Origin of the sequence: Amycolatopsis coloradensis, from assembly GCF_001953865.1 — a bacterium.
Taxonomy (GTDB): domain Bacteria; phylum Actinomycetota; class Actinomycetes; order Mycobacteriales; family Pseudonocardiaceae; genus Amycolatopsis; species Amycolatopsis coloradensis.
Genome location: NZ_MQUQ01000020.1, coordinates 337,509 through 358,255, shown reverse-complemented (window position 1 = coordinate 358,255; position 20,747 = coordinate 337,509). Strand labels below are relative to the sequence as shown.

Annotated in this window: 13 protein-coding genes; 7 read left to right on the top strand and 6 right to left on the bottom strand. The window is 69.5% G+C overall.

Translation table 11 applies throughout. The annotated features are described in order from the left end of the window. Together eccB and eccD are read right to left on the bottom strand one after the other, a co-directional pair. On the bottom strand, positions 1-1,407 hold the full coding sequence (gene eccB / locus BS329_RS34185; RefSeq protein WP_076166492.1) for a type VII secretion protein EccB: 1,407 nt from the start codon (positions 1,405-1,407) through the stop codon (positions 1-3). A 3-nt stretch (positions 1,408-1,410) separates the two neighbouring features. Continuing rightward, positions 1,411-2,784, bottom strand: a complete 1,374-nt coding sequence (gene eccD / locus BS329_RS34180) for a type VII secretion integral membrane protein EccD (protein WP_076166489.1) — start codon at positions 2,782-2,784, stop codon at positions 1,411-1,413. Between the two features lie 122 nt (positions 2,785-2,906). Here eccD and eccCa point away from each other — a divergent pair, with 122 nt between their 5' ends. The 3 genes from eccCa (at position 2,907) to BS329_RS34165 (ending at position 9,173) form a co-directional block, all read left to right on the top strand. Continuing rightward, positions 2,907-6,881 (top strand): type VII secretion protein EccCa, encoded by a 3,975-nt coding sequence (gene eccCa, locus BS329_RS34175; protein ID WP_244197402.1) that lies wholly within the window; start codon positions 2,907-2,909, stop codon positions 6,879-6,881. A 936-nt stretch (positions 6,882-7,817) separates the two neighbouring features. Then, positions 7,818-8,294 (top strand): glycine-rich domain-containing protein, encoded by a 477-nt coding sequence (locus BS329_RS34170; protein WP_076166484.1) that lies wholly within the window; start codon positions 7,818-7,820, stop codon positions 8,292-8,294. A gap of 18 nt (positions 8,295-8,312) precedes the next feature. Then, the gene (locus tag BS329_RS34165; RefSeq protein ID WP_076166481.1) at positions 8,313-9,173 is read left to right on the top strand and encodes a phosphotransferase family protein; all 861 of its coding nucleotides are present in this window, start codon (positions 8,313-8,315) and stop codon (positions 9,171-9,173) included. A gap of 347 nt (positions 9,174-9,520) precedes the next feature. On the opposite strand, the gene BS329_RS34160 is transcribed toward BS329_RS34165, so the two are convergent. Further along, positions 9,521-10,657 carry a S8 family serine peptidase gene (locus tag BS329_RS34160; RefSeq protein WP_244197401.1) on the bottom strand — a complete coding sequence of 379 codons (1,137 nt, stop codon included), beginning with the start codon at positions 10,655-10,657 and terminating at the stop codon, positions 9,521-9,523. 133 nt (positions 10,658-10,790) lie between these two features. Between BS329_RS34160 and BS329_RS34155 the strand changes: the two genes are divergently transcribed. Next, positions 10,791-14,090, top strand: coding sequence for a right-handed parallel beta-helix repeat-containing protein (locus tag BS329_RS34155; protein WP_076166479.1), 3,300 nt, complete (start codon positions 10,791-10,793; stop codon positions 14,088-14,090). Positions 14,091-14,145: 55 nt separating this feature from the next. Continuing rightward, positions 14,146-16,560 (top strand): ATP-binding protein, encoded by a 2,415-nt coding sequence (locus BS329_RS34150; RefSeq protein ID WP_076166476.1) that lies wholly within the window; start codon positions 14,146-14,148, stop codon positions 16,558-16,560. Positions 16,561-16,569: 9 nt separating this feature from the next. Here the strand turns inward: BS329_RS34150 and BS329_RS34145 are convergent, their stop codons facing one another. Then, positions 16,570-17,145 (bottom strand): sigma-70 family RNA polymerase sigma factor, encoded by a 576-nt coding sequence (locus BS329_RS34145; protein ID WP_244197400.1) that lies wholly within the window; start codon positions 17,143-17,145, stop codon positions 16,570-16,572. A 165-nt stretch (positions 17,146-17,310) separates the two neighbouring features. Here BS329_RS34145 and BS329_RS34140 point away from each other — a divergent pair, with 165 nt between their 5' ends. After that, complete coding sequence (locus tag BS329_RS34140; RefSeq protein ID WP_076166681.1) at positions 17,311-18,708, top strand: amino acid permease; 1,398 nt, start codon at positions 17,311-17,313, stop codon at positions 18,706-18,708. Positions 18,709-18,874: 166 nt separating this feature from the next. Next, entirely contained in the window at positions 18,875-19,792 is a 918-nt protein-coding gene (locus BS329_RS34135; protein WP_244197399.1) for a hypothetical protein, read from the top strand. Positions 19,793-19,847: 55 nt separating this feature from the next. On the opposite strand, the gene BS329_RS34130 is transcribed toward BS329_RS34135, so the two are convergent. Then, positions 19,848-20,336 (bottom strand): DUF488 domain-containing protein, encoded by a 489-nt coding sequence (locus BS329_RS34130; protein WP_084750522.1) that lies wholly within the window; start codon positions 20,334-20,336, stop codon positions 19,848-19,850. Further along, entirely contained in the window at positions 20,336-20,674 is a 339-nt protein-coding gene (locus tag BS329_RS34125; RefSeq protein WP_076166672.1) for a YybH family protein, read from the bottom strand. Before BS329_RS34125 ends, BS329_RS34130 begins: the two co-directional genes overlap by 1 nt. Between the last annotated feature and the right edge of the window lie 73 nt (positions 20,675-20,747).

Here is a 20,747-nt window from a genome sequence, read left to right as displayed (position 1 = left end):
TCAGGAACCGCAAGCGGTGGCCGCGGGCAGCACCGCGCCCCCGTCACGGAGCAGCCCCGGGTCCAGCGCGGAGCCGGTCGGCAAGAGGTTCAGCAGGGCCACCGGGAGCCCGTTCGCCCCGGATCCCCCCAGGTCCAGTGCTTTGGCCCCGGCGGGCGGCACGGGGTACTTCACCCCCGCATCGGTCACCAGGAAGAGCGCGTCCCCCGCCCTTCCCGACGCGGCGGTCGCCTTGACCAGCGCGCCGGAACCGGGCCGGACCGCGATCCGGTCGACCCGCACGCACGGCGCCGAAACACCCGGTTGGACGAACGGTGGCCGCCCGGCCGTGGTCAGCCCGTCGGCCACCGCCACCTGAGTACGCGGCGTGTCGCCGTCCGGGGTGACGAGGGCGCACAAGCCCTGTCCACTGTGGAGTGTCATGGCCCGCGGCGGTTTCCTCGGCGGCGGTGGCTCCGCCGAGGACAGATGCTCGCTGACCACGCGGCCGGGTAGCTGCCCCACCGCGACATCGCCGCCGTCGTAGGCGGCGCGGCGGACCTCCGGGTCGACGAGCAGCAGCCGCGCGTCGAGTTCGGAGACCGGCGTGAACCCGGACTTCGTGAGCACGTAATGCTGCGATGGCTCGCCGGACACCTTGTACACCCTGCCGACACGTGAACCCGTCGCGCCGAGACCAGGCCCCTCGGTACCGATGCCGGGAATCGACGGCGGCCCGAAATCCGGCCCGGCGGGCAACGCGTCCAGCAACGAGGCAGGCGCCTTCACCGGCTGGAGCACGCCGTCGAGCGCGTCGAGCGCGTTCCGGTCCGACGTCACCCGATGGCGTTTACCGCGCCACAGCAGGAAGGTCGCGCCGTCCGGGGCGACGACCACGACCGCCGCGTCGTCGCCGAGGGGTTTCGAGGTCCCACCGCCGACGCGCACCATGGTCGGCCCGGACTGGTCGCGGCCGGTGAGGGCGCACACCTCCCACGGGTCGGAGGCGAGCGAGGGCAGGCCGTCGGGTGCGCCGATGATGCCCAGCGGGTCACCACGGGGCACGTCCCGCAGCGAAGCCTCGGAGACGTGCTTCACCACGAGCTGGTTCCCGGCGACCAGTTTGGCCGACGCGAAGTTCAGCACCGGCAGCAGCTTGCCGCCCGCGTAGAGGAACCGCGCCCCGGAGGAATCAGCGACGACCAGCGCGCCTTCCACCCGCCACGACTTGTTCCCGCCCGGTGAGACGAGGCCGAACACCAGCAGGCCGAGGCAGGCGAGGACGGCGATCAGCACGCCGATGACGCTGCCACGATAGGTCCGGTGCAGTGGGCTTTCCGGCGCGTCCGGATCGACGCGCAGCAACGCCGACGACAGCCGGCCCAGCATGAACTTGTGTGCCTGTACCTGATCGGTCTTCGCGTTCACGCCTCAGCCTCCGAGACCGCGCATGAAGGCGAACACGCCGATCAGCCACAACGCCAGCGGCAGCAGCGACAGCGCCGCGAGGCTCTCCACGATGTCCGCGAGCCTGCCCCACTGCGGCAGCAGCCTGCGCCCTGGCAGCGTCCATCGCGCCACGATCAGCACGGCGGCCACCACGAACAACCCGGCCACCATCGGCAGCGGATTGGCCGTGTCCTGCCGGATCACGAGCAGCAGGCGCAGCAGGCCGTACACCCCCGGCACGATCACCGAGAGACGCTGCCACACGCTGCCCAGCGCGCGGCCGTGCACCAGCAGCAGCACACTGAGCACGATGACGAACGTGGTGGCCTGCCACGACCGGTCGTGCACCACGAATTCGAGCGAGACGAGACAGGCAAGGCCGATCGCGGCGAACAACGCCGTGACGAAGGAGTCCGCGATCCGGCCCTTGACGACGACCTCGTCACCGGGGTGCGGGTCGAGCTCCTCCTGCAATTCCTGTGCCGTGGTGGGCAATCCCGGCAGCCGGAGCCCGGACAGCCGGAAGGCGATCCTCGGCACGAACGCGCCGAGCAGCACCGCGATCACGGCGATGAGCGTCGCCGAAACGGCCGCGCCGGCCCCGCCGAGCATCAGCACCAGCCCGCCGGTGGCGCACAACAAGCCCAGTGTCGCGACCGAGATGAACACCGGCGCGGCGCCCGCGACGGCGGCGAGACCGAGCGCGGCCGCCCCCGCGCCCGCCACGCACGCGGCCAGCAGCCGGGCACCGGTCAGCACGGTGCCCTCCGGTCCACTGGGGACGATCGAGCCGGCCAGCCCGACGAACGGGATCGCGGCCAGCGCCAGTGCGAGCGCCGACGTGGCGTCGCCGAGCGCCCGGGCCGCGGTGGCCGAGCAGACCAGCAGGAAGAGCGCCGCGGCACCGGCGGCCACCAGGGTCGGCCAGGCCGCCGGGGCGGACACCAGCAGCGCGAACCCCAGCGCGACGACCGTCAGTGCCGAGCCGAGCATCGTCCAGCGCGTCGCCCCCGCGCTCCAGGAGTCCGAACGGGCCCGCGCCTCGGTGGACAGGCCGTCGATGATGTCGTCGAAGTGGACGGTCGGGAGTTGTTCGCGACGTGGCCGCAGGTGCAGCGTCTCGCCGTCGCGCAAGTTCAGCGAATCGATGGTGGATTCCTGATCCAGCGGGGGATCCCCGAGCCGCTGGAGACCCCAGCCGTCGTGGTCGACGCCCTCTTCGGCCAGATCCTTGCCCGCGTGTCCGAGGATCGTCGGCATCAGGTCGATCAAGGGGATGTCCATGGGCACCGCCAGCTCGAAGCAGGCGGCTGGAGCACGGACACGGAGTTTGCACAGCCCTGAAGCGGTCGCCATGGCACAAGCCTTCGTTTCGGCGACCAACGCGCGGCGTCGTGAGTGAACCGTCGCGTGGTCGGATTTCGTCACCTCTAGTGGAGCTGCCACCACAGCGCGTCCGAGAGGGAAGGAATCCGGGCTTGAGTGTAATCACATTCCGCAAGGGGCCGCGACGGCCAGGGCCGGAAATGCCCGAAGGCGAGCTGAGTATCCAAGAACCGCCGACCCTGCCCGAAGTCCAGCGCAGTGCCGGCGCGGTCATGATGTACCTGCCGATGGCGCTGTCATCGACGGCGACCGTGCTGCTGTTCGTCCGGCCGGGTGAGAACGGCGCGTTCAGCTACCTGGCCGCCGGGCTGATGACGGTGTCGTCGATGGCCATGCTGGTCGGTCAGCTCGGCCGCAGCGCGGGCGAACGCAAACAGAAGCTCAACGATTCCCGCCGCGACTACCTCCGCTACCTGGCGCAGTCCCGCCGCAAGGTCCGGGAAGTGGTCACGAGCCAACGGGAAGCCCTGATCTGGCGGCATCCCGACCCGCATTCGCTGTGGTCCCTGCCCGGCACGTCGAGGATGTGGGAACGGGACGCCCAGGACGAGGACTTCGGCGAGATCCGCATCGGACGGGGCCCGCAACGCCTCGCGTGGCGGCTGAATCCGCTGTCCACCAAACCGGTGGACGATCTGGAGCCGCTGTCCGCGCACGCGCTGCGCCGCTTCATCCACGCGTACGGAACCGTGTCGGGTCAGCCTGTCGCGGTGTTCCTGCCGTCGTTCGCCCGGATCCTGCTGCGGGTGGCGGACGACACGGACATCGAGCGCATCCGGGCACTGGCCCGCTCGATGATCGCCCACCTCGCGGTGTTCCACTCCCCCGCGGAACTGCGGATCGTCGTCCTCACTTCGCCCGAACGGCGGGCGGCGTGGGACTGGGTGAAATGGCTGCCGCACAACCTCCACCCCGGCGAGACCGACGGCGCGGGCGAGATCCGGCTGGTGGTGGAATCCACGGCGGAGCTGGAAAACGCGCTGAGCGACGAATTCGCGACCAGGCCGGGATTCGACCCGGACGCGTTGCCGGACAGCCACGAACCGTGCGTGATGGTGTTCGTGGACGGCGCCAAGGTGCCGCCCACGTCGCGGCTGGCCGGTGACGGCTACCGCAACACGACGGTCGTGGACCTGTCCTCGGGGCTGCCGGAAGGGAACGATCCGGAGACACTGCGGCTGCGGCTCGAAGACGGGATGCTGAAGCTGATCACGGTCGATCAGCAGAACAAGGAGGTCACCGGCGACCTCGGGGAGCCCGACGGGATCGGCGTCAACACCGCGACCGCGCTGGCGATGCGGCTGGCGCCGTACCGGGTCGGCGCCCGGCAGCGGTCGGCCGAACCGATGACCGCCAACTTCGACCTGACGACCATGCTGGGCATCCACGACATCCAGACCCACGACGTGGTGGCGGGCTGGGCGGCGAAACGGCCCGGCGGCAGGCTCCGGGTGCCGCTCGGCATCGGCCCGACCGGGTCGCCGGTCGATCTCGACATCAAGGAATCCGCCCAGTCGGGGATGGGCCCGCACGGCATGCTGATCGGCGCGACCGGTTCCGGGAAGTCGGAGCTGCTGCGCACGCTGGTGCTGGCGCTCGCGCTCACCCATTCCTCGGAGGTCCTGAACTTCGTCCTGGTGGACTTCAAGGGTGGCGCGACCTTCCTCGGTCTCGACGGGCTGCCGCACACCTCCGCGGTGATCACCAACCTCGCCGACGAGGCCGCGCTGGTCGGCCGGATGCGCGAGGCGCTCAACGGGGAACTGGTGCGCCGCCAGGAACTTCTGCGCAAGGCGGGCAACTACAGCTCCGCGCTGGACTACGAACGGGCACGGGCGAACGGGACTCCCCTCGCTCCGCTGCCCACGCTCTTCCTGGTGGTCGACGAGTTCAGTGAGCTGCTTTCGGCACACCGCGACTTCATGGACCTGTTCATCATGATCGGCAGGCTCGGCAGGTCGCTGGGCGTGCATCTGCTGCTCGCCTCGCAGCGCTTGGACGAAAGCCGGATCCATCAGCTGGAATCGCATCTGTCCTACCGGATCGGCCTGCGTACCTTTTCGGCGATGGAAAGCCGTGGCGTGCTCGGCGTTCCGGACGCCTACCAATTGCCGTCCGATCCGGGCAACGGCTTCCTCAAGAGCGGCACCGCGGCGCTGGACCGGTTCAAGGCGGCCTACGTGTCCGGCCCGCACCGGGTGGTGCGCCGGAACGTGGAGCAGGCGGTGGTGGCACAGCAGGTCGTGCCGTTCACGTCGAAGGTCGCCGTCCGCGCCGAACCGGTGCCCGAACCGGAGCCGGTGCCCGAACCCGAGCCCGAAGGTTCGGTGCCGAGCCTGCTGGAGCTGGCCGTCGACCGGCTTCGTGACAAAGGCCCTGCCGCGCACCAGGTCTGGCTTCCGCCGCTGGACGCGCCCGGCTCACTGGACGAGCTGCTGCCGCCGCTGGTGGAAACCGCTGAGCGTGGCCTCAGCGCCGAGGGCTGGCCCGGTCGCGGCACCTTGACCGTGCCGATCGGCCTGATCGACAAACCGTTCGAACAGGCGAGGGATCCGCTGCTGGTGGACCTGGCGGGCAGCGACGGGCACATCGCCATCGTCGGCGCGCCGCAGAGCGGCAAGAGCACGGCCCTGCGCACGCTGATCACCGCGCTGGCAATCACCCACACGCCGGCCGAAGTCCAGTTCTACTGTCTCGACTTCGGCGGCGGAACGCTGGCGAGCCTGCGGAAACTGCCGCACGTCGGTGGCGTGACCGGACGGCTGGACGTCGAACGCATCCAGCGCACCATCGGCGAAGTCACCTCGCTGCTGACGCGCCGGGAGCGGTTCTTCACCGACAACGACATCGACTCGATGGCCACCTACCGGCGTAAACGGGCGGCCGGGGAGTTCGCCGACCAACGGCACGGTGACGTCTTCCTCGTGGTGGACGGCTGGTCCACCGTCCGGCAGGACTTCATGGACCTGCTCCCGACCTTCGTCGAACTGGCCTCACGCGGCCTCAACTACGGCATCCACCTGATGCTGGCGTCGAGCCGCTGGAGCGAGATCATCAGCGCCGTCCGCGACCTGGTCGGCACCCAGCTCGAACTGCGGCTCGGCGACCCGGTCGATTCGGTGATCACCATGCGCGCCGCGGCGACCGTCCCGAAGATCCCCGGCCGCGGCCTCACCGACAAGGAACTGCACTTCCTCACCTCCCTGCCGTCGATCGACGGCGCGGAGGGCGACGTCGCCGAGCACGTCGAAACGCTGGTGGAGCGGGTTTCCGCGGCCTGGTCCGGCCCGGTGGCTCCCCCGGTCAGGATGCTGCCCCCGGTACTGGACCACGCCGAACTGCCCGCGCCGGACGCGGACGTGCGGCTGGCACTCGGACTGGACGACCAGCGGCTCGAACCGCTGTGGCACGACTTCGAGGACAACCCGCACCTGATGGTCGTCGGGGACGTGGAGTCCGGGAAGACGAACCTGCTCCGGCTCGTGATCGACGGCATCACCCGGCGGTACAGCCCGCAGGAGGCCCGGATCATCACGGTGGACTACCGCCGCGGCCTGTACGACGCCGTGCCGCAGGACTACCAGCTGGGCTACGCGGTGTCCGGCGACTCGGTGCACGAAATGATCGACGGCGTCGCGCGGGCCGTGCAGACCCGCGTCCCCGGCCCCGACATCACACCTGCCCGCCTGCGTCTGCGTGACTGGTGGACCGGACCGCAGGTGTTCGTGGTGATCGACGACTACGACATGGTGGCGTCGTCGTCGAACGCGCTGTTCCAGCAGCTGTTCGATCCACTCGCCCAAGGCAACGCGCTGGGCCTGCACCTGATCGTGGCCCGCGGCGCCAACGGGATCGGGCGCGGCGCCAACGACCCCTTGATACGGCGTCTCGTGGAGGTCAACACCCCGGTGATGCTGCTGTCCTGCCCGCTTTCGGAAGGCATGGTGTTCGGCGAAGTCAGGCCGCGGGTGCTGATCCCCGGCCGGGCACAGTACGTCACCCGGCGCGGGACAACCGTTGTGCAGACCGCCCTGTCACAGCACGAAACGGCTCTCACCACGCGATGATCCCGCCTTTCGCCATCGGCCCCCCACGGTGGCGAAAGGCTCGCGGCGGCTACCGCGGCCGCCGAGTCGCCAGCCCCGGGTCTCGTCGAGGCGCGGGGCTCCGGCACCAAAGAGCTGCAGGCCTCTGACACAAAGGGGACTCTTACCTCGTCTCACGCGGCGAAGGGCGCCTCCTCCGTCCTACGTGGTCGTGGCAAGCGTGGCGACCGCCCGGCGGCGCCTTGCCAAGATCGTCCTTATGGACGACCGACGGTCTCAGGGGCCGCCGACTAGTGACTAGTGAGTTGGCCGCCTCGATTCCGTCGCCTTTTCGCGGCAACGGCCCATGCGCTCCCGCCATGGTGCAAAACCTTGCGAATGGCTGGCCCGTTCACATTACGCCTTGTAACGACAAGGCTACCTGACAGGGCCACTCCGGTGGAGTTCCTCTTCGAGCGACCACCGCGCCCTCTGCTTGCGGCAATCTGTCCACCGACTGGAGAGACGCGATGGACGCGGACTTTCGCCTACTTGGCGTGCTGCTCGCCGCCGTACGCCGCGTTTGTGATCGGAGTGGTTCTGCGATGGGTATCGGACTGGCGACACGGACGGTCACCTTCACCCGCAGCGCCGCACCCCGCCCGCGAGATCATCGAGCGGGTGACGAGGTGATGAAGTCCCTGCCCTCGATGACCTCCTGGGCGAACTGCGGGGACGGACGTGGATGCTCGGACCGAACGAGCGCCCGGACCTGCACGCCACCACTCCGCGCTGTCCTGACCATCGGCGCATCCGGCCAGGCCGACGCACTATTCGAGGTCCGCCAGCCAGACCTACTATGCCGAATTCCAAACGAGATCCGGCAGCCGGTCACGAGCTGCCCGGCTGGACTCGTCCAACGCCCCACGCATGAGCGTGGTCTAGGTGGCACCGAAACAGAACCGAAAGGGAGAAAGCATGACAATCGCCGTTGAAGATCTTACGGGCCAGGGCCTTATCCCCGGCGAGCTTTTCGGGCGGCTCGTGAACCGCATCGCCAAGGAACACGACATGCCGCGCGAGTTCGCGGCACGAATCATGGACCAAGCGCTGGCGTTCCTCCGCGCATGCGGCGAGAACCACCGCGCGCCGCTCGGACCGTCGGATCTCGTGGACATCGGGTGGCACACTTTCCTCCTCTACACCCGCGAGTACGCATCGTTTTGTGAACGTGCCGCAGGTGGCTTCATCCACCACGTCCCCAACGACGACGGCCAGGGTGAGGGCGACTCGAAAAAGGTGATCGCCCGGACCGCCGAGGCCATTCGCTCGCTCGGTTTCGCGGTGGACGACGACCTTTGGTTAACTTTCGAAGTCAAGTGCAACGACGGCGACGACGGCTGCCGGGCATCGGGCAAAGACGGCAACGAGAACACCGACAGCAACGGCAAGTAGCTCCGGGAATAGGACGACATGGTGAAGAAGTACGGCTGGGGTGAGTTGCCGCAACCCGTTCTCGAAGGCATTCGGCAACGGGTCGGCGACATCACCGGATGCGAAGAGATCGAGGTCGGCGAGAGCAGCAACTTCGCCGCTGTTCTGCACCGCGACGGAGCGGCGCCCTTGTTCGTCAAAGGGGTCGAGGGCGTCTCTCCTCCGATGCGCTGGCTTCGGAATGAGGCCGAACTCGGCCGCATCGCCTCCGGCATCGCCCCGGCTGTGCACTTCGCCGCCGACATCGAGGATTGGCTGGTCGTCGGCTTCGAGTACGTGGCTGGTCGACGGGCCCGGCTTCAACCCGGCTCGTCGGACCTGACGCGAGTCGCCGAGACGGTCAACCGCATCGGCGAGATCGAGTCTCCAGGCCTTCGACCGCTGGAGCAGCGCTGGAAGTCCGCATGGTGGCCCAAACTCGGCGAAGAGCGGCCGGAGATCGTCGGTCGCTGGGACCTCGACGAACTCGCCGCATGGGAGCGGAAAGCACCGGCGCTCGTGGCGGGAGACTGCCTTCTCCACACTGACCTCCACGCGGACCAGTTCCTCATCCCCGTCACCGGCGACATCCGCGTCATCGACTGGGGCTGGCCCGCCCAAGGTGCTCCCTGGGTCGACCCCGCCTTCATGGTCATCCGCCTCGTCGGTGCAGGCCACCGAGCAGCAGAGGCCGAGACCTGGGCGCGGAAGAACACGCGCTGGCGGGAGGCGACGGAGGAGGAGATCACCGCGTTCGCCGTGTACGTAGCAGGGCTCTGGAGCTACAAGGCCGCGACCACCGCCAGGCTGGCATATATCGCGCGTGACTACGTCGGCTGGCGCCTGCGACTGCCGGTCTGACTCCGCCCGCCGCCGCCCTCGTGGCGACGGACGGCCGGGCCCCGCCCGGCTCGGTCGTGGCAGGCGTGGTGACCGCCCGGTGGCGCCTTGCCTTGTCCGTGAAGGCCTCTTTCCGTGCGCCTAGTGTCGCGATCATGCAGGTCTTACCTGTGACTGGACGGCGATCTCGCGTGACTGGCGGAACGACACACCCGCAGCCGGATTCCGCCGGGTGTCATCCGTCCTCAATCACGCGAGATCGCCGCCCAATCACGTGTAACCGCCGCCTAATCACGCGAGATCGCCGTCTGATCACGCGAGGAACGATTCCGTCGCCGTTTCGCGGCAACGGTCAGTCCACTCCAGGCTCAAGATTCACGAGAGCCGGCCCGCCACCCTCGCCGCCGTCCCCTCGGCACGACGACCGCGGCCGCGCCCAGCAGGGCGGCCACCAGCGCGACACCGGCCGCCACCAGCAGAGCGGCTTGACGGGTGGGCTCGAGATCCGGGATCGGCGCCACCGCGACCGGTTCGCGTCGTGCGGTCGCGGGGCCGCCACCCGGTGCGGCGACCGACGTCATCGCCGCGAGCGGATCGATCACGTTGACCCCCGCCTGGGGATACGCGGTGTCCCGCAGGCGCCGGGCGAGGTCGGCCGCCGTCGTCTCCGGCCGGTAGGACCGGATCAGCGCCGCGGCGGCCGCGACATGTGCCGCGGCGAACCCGGGTCCGGTGCCGACGACCTGGCCACCGCCGGGCCCGGTTCCCACGACCAGGTTTCCCGGTGCGGCAACGGCTCCAGGTACCGGTGCGGCTTTTCCGCCGGGTTTCCCGTCCGGTCCGACGGCGGTCACCGGGAGCACGCCGGGGAACGCCGCCGGGTAGTAGGGGCCCGGCGGGACGTCGCGCGCCGACGTGAGGTCGAGGCCCGCCGCGGCCACGACGAGCGCGCCCGCCGCCACCGCGCGATCGACGGCTTGGCGCAGCGCCGGGTCGGCCTCGGTGACGGCCACCGCCACGCAGATGATCCGGACGCCGGCCTCGACCGCCTTGTCGAGCGCGGCCGCGATACTCGCCGCCGTCGCGGCACCGGGTTTGTCCGTACCGCGCACCGCGAGCACGCGGGCGCCGGGCGCGAGGCCGGCGATCTTGCCCTCTTCTCCGGCGGGAGCGGCGATCAGGCTCGCGACGACCGTGCCGTGCCCGACGCAGTCCGTTCCCCCGTCACCGGCGACCTCGGCCCGCAGCGCCGCCGGGTCGACCCCGGTGTCCACCACGGCGACCGTAACGCCCTCGCCGGTGGTGAGCGGCCAGAGCCGGTCCACGCCGAGATAAGGAAGCTGCCACGGCGGTGAAGGGACCTTCTTGCCCGACGAGGCGGTACAGGCCTGGCCTGGCTTCAACACCTGCGGGATCTGGGGTAGCTCGGTGTCCTGCGCGGCCGCGAGGCCACCGTTCGCCAGAAGGGTGAGTGTCGCGCACGCCACCGCCAGCTGTCGCCTCATCGCCTGAGTCCATCATCCGCCGCCGGGCACGGCCATGAAGAAGGACCAGCAGTTCCGGCGGAGGAGTGAACCCCATGCGGCACCCACTGCGTTGTCCTGGGTGGAGACTCACCGAACGACGAGGGGAGCGCTCGTGTCACGGCACGTGCTCACGGTGGACCGCGATCAGGGATATCGCACCATTTCGGCCGCGCTGCGAGACGCGCGCAACGGCACGGTGATCTCCGTGCTTCCCGGCCGCTACGACGAATCGCTGGTGGTGACGAAGGTGGTCACCATCGCGGCCAGCGACGCGCGCGGCAGCGTGGAGGTCGTGTCGCGGCAGGGCAGCGCGGTCCAGCTCTCGGCCGAGGCGGTGAAACTCACCGGTCTGGTGCTGCGCGGGCTGAACGAGGAACTGCCCGCGGTCGACGTGGCGCGCGGTCAGGCGGCGGTGGAGGACTGCGAGATCATCGGAGCCGCCTGGACCGCCGTGCTGGCCCGCAATTCGGGCTCGCTCGCGATGCGCGGCTGCCGGGTGACCAATCCCGGCGGCGCGGGGATCGTGGTCACCTCCCCCGCCCCCAGCACGATCGAAGACTGCGTCGTCGAGCACGTGCAGACCTCCGCCGTGGTGATCGCCGAACGCGGCAATCCGGTGGTGCGGGACTGCACCCTGAGGCACGCCAAGGGCAACGGCGTCTGCGCAAACGGACAGGCACAGGGCACCGTCCAGCATTGCGACATCTCCGCCACCGGCAGGCCGGGGATCGCGCTCGAAGAGGACAGTGCGACGAAGGTGCTCGACACGACCATCCGGGACACCGCGAGCGGCGTCTTCGTCAGCACCCACTCGTCACCGGTGCTCGAAGAGTGCCGGGTCACGAACACCACCGGCGACGGAATCACCGTCGCCGACGGCGCCGACCCGGTGCTGCGCCGATGCCGCACGGCCAAGACCGGCGGCGTCGGGATGCGCGTCACCGGACGATCTCGCGGCACCTTCGAAGACTGCGAGGTCGCCGACGCGACCGGCGCGGGCATCCACGTCGACGAGGCGAGCGGCCCGTCGTTCAACCGGACGGCCGTGCGCGGTGGTTCGTCGGTGGGCCTGCTGGTCACCGACGGCGCGACCGCCGAGTTCGACCGGCTGGAGATCCATGACGTCACCGGCCACGGCGTCCTGGTGGAGGCGGCGGCCAACCCGCTGCTGCGCCGGGCGACGCTGAACGGCTGTCGTGGCAACGGTTTCGAGGTCACCGGCAACGGCCGCGGCCGGCTGGAGGACGCCGAGGTCCGGGACGCCGGTCAGTCCGGGCTCAGTGTCTCCGAAGGGGGAAGCCCTTCCGTCAGCACACTCCGGGTGTTCAATCCCGGCCAGTCCGGTGTCCTGATCGGACCGGGCGGCGTCGGATCCTTGCGGGACTGCGAGATCGTCGAAGCGGGCGAAGACGGTGTCTCGGTGCGTGATGGCGGGGAGCTGATGCTGTCCCGGTCCATGGTCCGGCGTTCGAAGGGACACGGTGTCTGGGTCGGCTCCGGCGCACGGGCGAAACTGACCGCCGACGAGGTCAGCGGGAATCGCCGTGACGGCGTGCGGATCGAGTCCTCCGACGCGGTGAGCCTGGTGGACTGCACCACTTCGGACAACACCGGCGGCGGCCTGCGCGTCACCGTGCCCAACTCCCGGCTGTCGGTGGAGAACCTGACCAGCAACGCCAACGGCGCCCCGGACGTCGACGGCAGCACGGCGAGCACGGTGGAGATCGCCGAGACCGGCGCGGCGGGCGACCCGGTCCGGCAGTCCACTGAGGACGAAGGTGCCCCGCTGGCGAAACTGGAGGCACTCGTCGGCCTCAGCGGCGTCAAGCACCAGGTGAAGACGCTGGTGAACCTGAACAAGATGGCCAGGAGGCGGGTACAGGCCGGTCTGGTCGCGCCGCCGACCAGCAGGCATCTGATCTTCGCCGGGCCGCCGGGTACCGGCAAGACCACGGTCGCCCGGCTCTACGGCAGCATCCTCGCCGAACTGGGGGTACTGCGCGACGGTCACCTGGTCGAAGTGGCCAGGGCCGATCTGGTCGCCCAGATCGTCGGCGGCACGGCGATCAAGACGACCGAAACCTTCACCAAGGCGCTGGGCGGCGTGCTGTTCATCGACGAGGCGTACACGCTGTCCGCGCAGAGCAAGGGAAGCGGACCTGATTTCGGCCGCGAGGCGGTCGACACCCTCGTCAAACTGATGGAAGACCACCGCGACGACCTCGTGGTGGTCGCCGCGGGCTACTCGCAGGAGATGAGTTCGTTCCTGCAGTCCAACCCCGGGCTGGCGTCCCGGTTCACCCGCACCATCGAGTTCGAGAACTACAGCACCGACGAACTGGTGACCATCACCGAGCGGATGTGCACCGCGCACCAGTACCAGGTGCCCGAGGACACCAGGAACACCCTGTCCGTCCACTTCGGACAGATGGACCGCGGCGACGACTTCGGCAACGGGCGGACCGCGCGCAAGGTGTTCGAGGAGATGGTGGACCGGCAGGCGTTCCGTCTCGCGAGCGAACCGGAGGCCGACGACCAGAACCTGTCACTCCTGCTTCCCGCCGACGTACCCGGTGGAGCGGCGAGCAGCGCGCAGGGCGGCGACGACGGCGCGCTGACCACGTTGCGGACGAAGCTGGAGTCGATGATCGGCCTGGCAGGGGTCAAGGACGCGATCAACGACCTGGTGAACCTGATCTCCACCGCGCGGGCCCGGCGGCAGGCCGGGCTGCCGGTCCCCGCGATCAGCAACCATCTGGTGTTCGCCGGCGCGCCGGGTACCGGTAAGACCACGGTGGCGAGGCTCTACGGCGAACTGCTCGCCGCGCTGGGGGTGCTGCGCAAAGGCCATCTCGTCGAGGTCGCGCGCGCCGACCTGGTCGGGCGGTACGTCGGGCACACCGCGCATCTCACCAGGGAGGCGTTCGACTCCGCGCGTGGTGGTGTGCTGTTCATCGACGAGGCGTACGCGCTGACTCCCGAAGGCGCCACGGGCGGTGACTTCGGGCAGGAGGCCGTCGACACCCTGGTGAAACTGATGGAAGACCACCGGGACGACACGGTGGTGATCGTCGCGGGCTACTCCGCGGAGATGCGGGCGTTCCTCTCCTCGAACACCGGCCTCGCCTCCCGGTTCTCCCGGCACATCGAGTTCGAGAACTACACCACCGACGACCTGGTCACCATCGTGCACCGGATGGCAACCACGAACGGCTACGAGTGCGCCCCGGAGACCGTCATCGCGCTGCGCAAGCATTTCGCGGGCGTGGTGCGCGGTGAGGCGTTCGGCAACGCGCGCTACGCCCGTCAGGTGATGGAGAACATGATGACCCGCCAGGCCGGACGGCTCAGCACGACGGGGACCCCCACCGTCGCGGATCTGCGGTTGCTGACCCCGGCGGATCTCCTCTGATCCGTGCCGCCCGTCCACTCTCCGCGATGACGGTCCACCGTGGCAGGATGGCCGCGTGGGTACGACCGCGTTCGGTGACTTCCTCCGCTTCTACCGGCTGCGTATCCCGATGACCCAGGAAGAACTCGCCGAGCGGACCGGCATCAGTGTCCGCAGCATCAGCGACATGGAACGCGGGCGGGTCCGCAACCCGCAGCGGCGCACCGCGGAGCTGCTGGTCGGCGGGCTCGGCCTGACCGGCACGGAGGCCGAAGACTTCGCGGGCCGCCGGGCGACGGGAACCGCCGACGGCAAGGGCAAACCCGTCCAGGACAGGGTCGTCCCCGCCGAGCTGCCCAAGCTCGCCGTCGCCGCGCTTCCACCCAGCCTCACCGAGCTGACCGGGCGCGACGCCGAGCAACGCGTGCTGGACGGCGTCGCGGACACCTCCGCTTCGTCGTCCCGGTTGCAGATCGCGGTGATCCACGGGCTGCCGGGTGCGGGCAAGACCGCGCTCGCCGTGGACGCCGGGCACCGGCTCGCCCACCGGTTCGGCAACGGCTGCCTGTTCCTCGACCTGCGCGGCATGGATCTCGAACCGCTCACCCCGGAGCGGGCCGTGCACCGGCTGCTGCGCGGGTTCGGGGTGGACGAACGCCAGCTCCCGAACGATCCCGAAGACCGGCTCGCCCTCTATCGCTCGCTCCTGCACGACCGCGAGGTCCTGCTGGTCCTCGACAACGCCGCCAACGAAGCCCAGGTCCGGCCGCTGCTGGCCGCCAGCCCCGGTTCCATGGTGCTGGTGACGAGCCGGAACACCTTGACCGGGCTGGACGCGAGGCACCGGATCCCGCTGGGCCTGCTGCCCGACGACGACGCGGTGGAGTTGCTCGCCCTCGTCGTCGGCAGGCGGCGGCTGGAGGCGGAACCGGAGGCGGCGCGGCGGCTGGCGAAGCTCTGCGGCGGGGTGCCGCTCGCCCTGCTGATCGCAGGCAACCGCCTGGCCAGCCGGGTCCAGTGGACGATCGCGCATCTCGCCGACCAGCTGGAGAACGAGCGGCGGCGGCTGTCCGTGCTCACCGCGGGCGACCTCCAGGTGCGCGCCGCGTTCGAAATCTCCTACCGGCACCTGACACCTTCGGTCGCCGGGATCTTCCGGCGGCTGGCGCTGGTGCCCGGTACGGACACCTCCGTCGAACTCGCCGCGGTCGCCTCCGGGCAGCCGGTGGACGAAGTCGAAGCGGCGCTGGAGAAACTGGCCGAGGGCAGTCTTCTCGGCTACAGCGGCACACCCGGCCGCTACACCACCCACGACCTGCTGCGGGTTTACGCCATGGAGCGGCTCGAGACCGCCGAACGGGCCGAGCAGGTGCGGGAAGCCGGGCTCCGGGTGCGGCACTGGCTGCTCACGGTGGCGACGAAGGCGGCCCAGTTCTTCGACCACGACCGGCCGGCGGTGACGGTTGAGATCGACGGCCCCGATCCGGTGCGCGACCGGGAAGCCGCGGCGCGGTGGCTGGTACGGGAGCAGCACCATTGGCGTGGCGCGCTGCGGGCCGCCGTGGCACGCGGCGACCACCGTCAGGTACTCGACCTGGCGCAGGCGATGCACTGGTACTCGGATCTGCGTGGCACCGGCGACCTGTGGCGCGAAGTGTTCGGGGCGGGCGCGGCGGCGGCTCAGGCGCTCGGCGACGCCCGGTCGACGGCCGAACAGCTGAACTACGTGGCCTGGGCGCATTACGCGCTCTGCGGTCAGCCTCGTGAAGCACTGGAAGCGCAGGAACGCGCGCTGGCGGCGGCGCGCGAGGCCGGTGACAGCGTCGTGGAAGCCTGGTCGTTGTACTACGGGGCTGCCATCACCCGCAGGCTCGGCTCGCCGGAAGAGGCCACGCGGCGCATCCGGCAGGCCGTGGAGTTGTTCGAGCGGGCCGACTACCCGAACGGCCGCTACCTGGCGCAGTCCCTGCTGGGCAGCATGCTGCACTCTCTCGGCGAATTCGACGAAGCCGTGGCCGCGCAACGGCTGAGCGAGGCCTACTACCGGGGTTCGGCCACCGCGCCGGGCAACGACGAACTGCTGTCGATGGTGCTGATCCGGCTCGCCGGCAGTGTGGCGGCGGCAGGCGACGTGGCGACCGCGCTGGACCTGCTGGACGAGGCCGAGTCGCTGGTCCGCAGGCACGGCGCGATCTTCGCGGTCGCGCGGGCGCAGGAACTGCGCGGACGGGTGCTGTCACAGGCGGGCAGGCATCGGGAGGCCGAGGAACAACTGTTGTCCGCGCTGGCCGAGTCGCGCTGGTCGGAGGACAAGATCGCGATCATGGTCCGGCTGGCGGAGCTGTCCGACCTCGGCGACCGGCCGGAGGAAGCCCGCCAGTACCGGGTCCGCGCGCTGGCCGAATGCGCCCGGTACGAGACCCCGGTCGCGAGGAGCACGGCCGGCAAGCTCGCCACCCTGCTCGGGGTCGCCGTTCCCCGATCGGCCTGATCCCGCCGATCACCACCCCGCCGCGGTGACCCCGTGGCAGGCCAGCACCTCGGTCATGGCGATCTTCGCGTGGTGCACCCGCGACTTGACCGTGCCGACCGGCACGCCGATGCTCACCGCCGCGCGCTGGCGGGTGCGGTCCAGCCGGTAGACGTGTTCGAGTGCTTCGCGCTGCATCGGAGTGAGCCGGGCCAGCCCCTCCTCGATGACACACCGTTCGACGACCTCGTCGGCGAAGTCGACCCGCCCCGGCAGCAGGTCGAAGTCGTCGTCGCCGAACAGCACCGGCCTGGCGTTGTCCCGGCGGGCCCAGTCGACGATGAGGTTGCGGGCGACGGTGAACAGCCACCCGCGCACCGAAGTCCCTTTGGCGGACAGGGTCTCGCTGTTCCGCCAGGCACGGAACAGGCATTCCTGCACCACGTCCTCGGCCCGGTGCGGGTCGACGGGGAGCAGACGGCGGGTGAAGCGCAGCAACGGCTCCCGGTGCTCGGCGTGCAACGCCGCGAGGAACGCGTTGCCGTCGGCCGACGATGGCGCCCGGTCGGCCAACGCGGTCACCTGAGTGCTGCGGTGGCGTGCCACGCTGCTGACCTCCATGCCTTGACGACTCTCTGGCGCTTATTCCACCGTCCGGGGCCGGTGGCGACCATGCGGAAGGACCGGCAGAACTGGTCACCGGGTGTTCTTCCGGTCCTCGTCCCGCCGGGCCTGTCGGGCGCGCCGGAGGCGGCAGATACGGTCGTCGGCATGAATCTGCGAGCCGCGGCGGTGCGGCGGAAACCGGTCGCCGATCTGATCGCCGAGAGTGAGCACGGCACGCTGAAGCGCTCCCTCACCCTCGGGCAGCTGACCACGCTGAGCATCGGCGCGACGCTGGGCAGCGGGATCTTCGTCGTACTCGGCGAGGCGGTGCCCGTCGCGGGTCCCGCGGTCGTGCTGTCGTTCGTGCTCGCGGGTGTCACCGCGCTGTTCTCGGCGCTCTCCTACGCCGAACTCGCCGGCATGATCCCGTTGTCTGGTTCGTCCTATTCGTACACCTACGCCACTCTCGGCGAGCTGGTCGCGTGGGTCTGCGGCTGGTGCCTGGTGCTCGAATACGGCGTCTCCGTGGCGTCGGTGGCGGTCGGCTGGGGGCAGTACGTCAACGAACTGCTGCGGCTGACCCTCGGGGTCGCCATCCCGGACGCGCTGAGCCAGCCACCGGGCTCGGGCGGGATCGTCAACGTCCCGGCCATCGTCGTCGTGCTGCTCGCGATGGTGCTGTTGCTGTCCGGCGCGAAGGAGAGCGCGCGGGTCAACACGATCATGGTCGTGATCAAGATCGGCACGCTGGTGCTGTTCTGCGCGATCGCGTTCACCGCCGTCCGGGCCGCGAACTTCACGCCGTTCCTGCCACTCGGCCTGGCCGGGCTCAGCGCAGGCGGTGCCAAACTGTTCTTCTCCTACATCGGCTTCGACGCGGCGTCGACGGCGGGCGAAGAGGCGAAGAACCCGCAGCGCGACCTGCCGAGGGCGATCCTGCTCTCGCTGGCCATCGTCACCGTGCTGTACTGCCTGGTCGCCGTGGCCGCGGTCGGCGCGCTGCCGTGGCAGCAGTTCGACGGAAAGGAAGCCGCGCTCTCGCACGTGCTCGGTGCCGTCTCCGGCAACCCGCTGTGGGCCGCGCTGCTCGCCGTCGGCGCGATCGTGGCGATCTCCAGCGTCGTGCTGACCGTCCTCTACGGACAGACGCGCATCCTGTTCTCGATGTCCCGCGACGGCCTCGTTCCGGCCTCGCTGTCCAAAGTGGACCCCAAGACCGGCTCACCGAGGATCAACACCCTGGTCGTCTCCGGTTTCGTCGCGACGCTGGCCGCGTTCATCCCGCTCGGGAAGCTGGCCGACGCCACCAGCATCGGCACGCTCTTCGCGTTCGGGCTGGTGAACGTCGCCGTCCTGCTGTTGCGGCGGCGGCAACCGGAGGCACCGCGCTCGTTCCGCGTGCCGTTCTCCCCCGTCACACCGATTCTCGGCGTGCTGTGCTGCGGCTACATGATGCTCAGTCTCGACGGCGCCACCTGGGTCGTCTTCGGCGGCTGGATGGCGCTCGGTCTGCTGATCTACTTCGCTTACGGCATGCGCAGGTCCCGGTTGGCGCGGACCTGAGGATCACCGGCTCGCCCGTTCGCCGCCATAATTCCTAGCCTGTACAGCCGCAGTCGGACCGAGATCATTGAAGTGGCGGTGAGGAGTGGGGGACACTGCCGTCCTGACCCACGGAAAATCCCTACCGTGAACCGAGGTCCTTATGCGTCGAAAATATCCCATCTCCGTGCTGACCGTATGCCTCGCTCTGTCCCTCACCTCGATTCCGGCGACCGCCGCGGCCCAAGACGCCGGTCCGACCGGCGTACGCGCGCCCTTCTGCTACGAAGAGCCCGTGCAGCCGAAGGCCGATGTCAGTGACATCAAAGCCGGTTTCCAGTCTTCGAAGTGGTTGCAGACGATCCAGGCCGTGTACAAGCGACGATGGCCCAGCGGCGAAGGCCTCGCGATCGCCCAGGCGAAGGACAAGTACTTCAGTCAGTTCGTCACCAAGACCAGCTTCAACGCGCTCGCCGAATCCCTGATGGTGGCGATCCACGAAGAAACCCACATGTGGGACCTGGATCCGTCGAGAACCTCTTGGGACGTTTACATGTCCGCGTGGATCGACAATTCCCGCAAGGCGATGAAGGTACCGCTCCACGGCGGATTCCCCCGGCGCGAGATCCTGCCGCTGATCACGGACAAGCTCACCGACTCGATGGACGGCATCTACCTGCGCGACCAGCAGCAAGGGTCGTATCGCATGCAGGGGGTCATGGCGGAACTCAACGCCGGGCTCATGGGACTGCCGGCGGCGACGGTCGTCGCCGAGTACATCCAAGGCGTGGGAGCCAGCAACGCCAGGGACATCGCCGCCACGAACATTCGCTACCTCCTGCTCTATCTGCGCGTCGCCAAAGCCAAGCACCCCGACTATTGGGCCAAGGCCAAAGCCCAGCCCGAACTACGCGAACTGGTACTCGTCGAGTTCCTCCGCGCGGCGTATTGGCTCGATCAATCCGCGCCCTACGCGAGCAAACTCGGCAGCCCGGACGTGGACAAGATCGTCGCCAAGAACTATGCCCCGGAAAACATCGCGATACTCGAGGAGTTCACCGGCGCCAAGGTGAACACGGGTTCGGCCAAGAACTGCTCGACCTGACGGGAATGCCCGAGGACCGCACCCGCCCGGAAGAACGGGCGGGTGCGGTCCGGATTCAGCAGGGGCGGAGATCCACGACCGGCGAACCGTGCCCGGTACGGACGCGAGCGGCCACAAGTGAACGGTGGCACGCCTCCGGATCGCGTTCGACACAGAAAAGCACGGTCACCGAGTCGCCGGGAAGCTCCGCCACGAGCGCGCCGAGGTCGAACGGGTCGAGAATCTCCCGGGTGTAGCGCTCGGCGTACTCGGGCGCGAGCGCGACACGGTCGCGCTTGCCCACGCCCTGACGGTCGTCCTCGCGATACTGGAGCCGTCGCAACTCGGTCGTCGGCGCGAGTTCCTTCACGTGCCGGTAGCCGATGTCCGCCGCGGCGAGCGCGCTCCGGAGCCGCACCGAGTTCGCCCAGGCGTAGTCAGGACCGCGGACGCCGCGGCGCTGGCGGAGGTCGAGCAGCAACCCCACGCCCTCGCCGGTGAGCCTCTCCACGAAGGCCCCGGCCGTGAAGCCGTAGACGCCGATCGTCGCGAACCGCCGGTCCACTACGGCACGAGCATCGGCTGGTCCAGTACCCAGAGCCACGACCCGTCCGGCTGGCGGCGGGCGATCTCGACGGTCAGCTCGCCGGTGGTCAGCGTGACCACCGTGAGCGCCAGGTCGCCGCTCACCAGCGCCGGATGCTGCCTGCCCGGCTCGAGCACCGGCGCGGCCGCCATGAACTGCTCGTACACTTTGCGGATCTCCGCGTGTCCGGTGGCGAGGGAGCCCGGCGGGAACGCCAGCACGGCGTCCGGCTCGTACAACGCCACCAGCCCCTCGACGTCACCCGCGTTGCCGTGCTCGATGAAGTACTTGCCAAGGTCGTTCGGCTCGGTGGCCACGGTCTTGCTTGTCATGGGAGGAGCCTCTCAGCGAATCACGACATCCTGTGTCGTGTATTCCGCTAGAGTTTTC

What these genes read in the sequence shown, in the direction of transcription:
- eccD (WP_076166489.1), bottom strand. Translation starts at nt 2,784, where the DNA reads ATGGCGACCGCTTCAGGGCTGTGCAAACTCCGTGTCCGTGCTCCAGCC.
- BS329_RS34170 (WP_076166484.1), top strand. Translation starts at nt 7,818, where the DNA reads ATGACAATCGCCGTTGAAGATCTTACGGGCCAGGGCCTTATCCCCGGC.
- BS329_RS34165 (WP_076166481.1), top strand. Translation starts at nt 8,313, where the DNA reads ATGGTGAAGAAGTACGGCTGGGGTGAGTTGCCGCAACCCGTTCTCGAA.
- BS329_RS34160 (WP_244197401.1), bottom strand. Translation starts at nt 10,657, where the DNA reads ATGAGGCGACAGCTGGCGGTGGCGTGCGCGACACTCACCCTTCTGGCG.
- BS329_RS34140 (WP_076166681.1), top strand. Translation starts at nt 17,311, where the DNA reads ATGAATCTGCGAGCCGCGGCGGTGCGGCGGAAACCGGTCGCCGATCTG.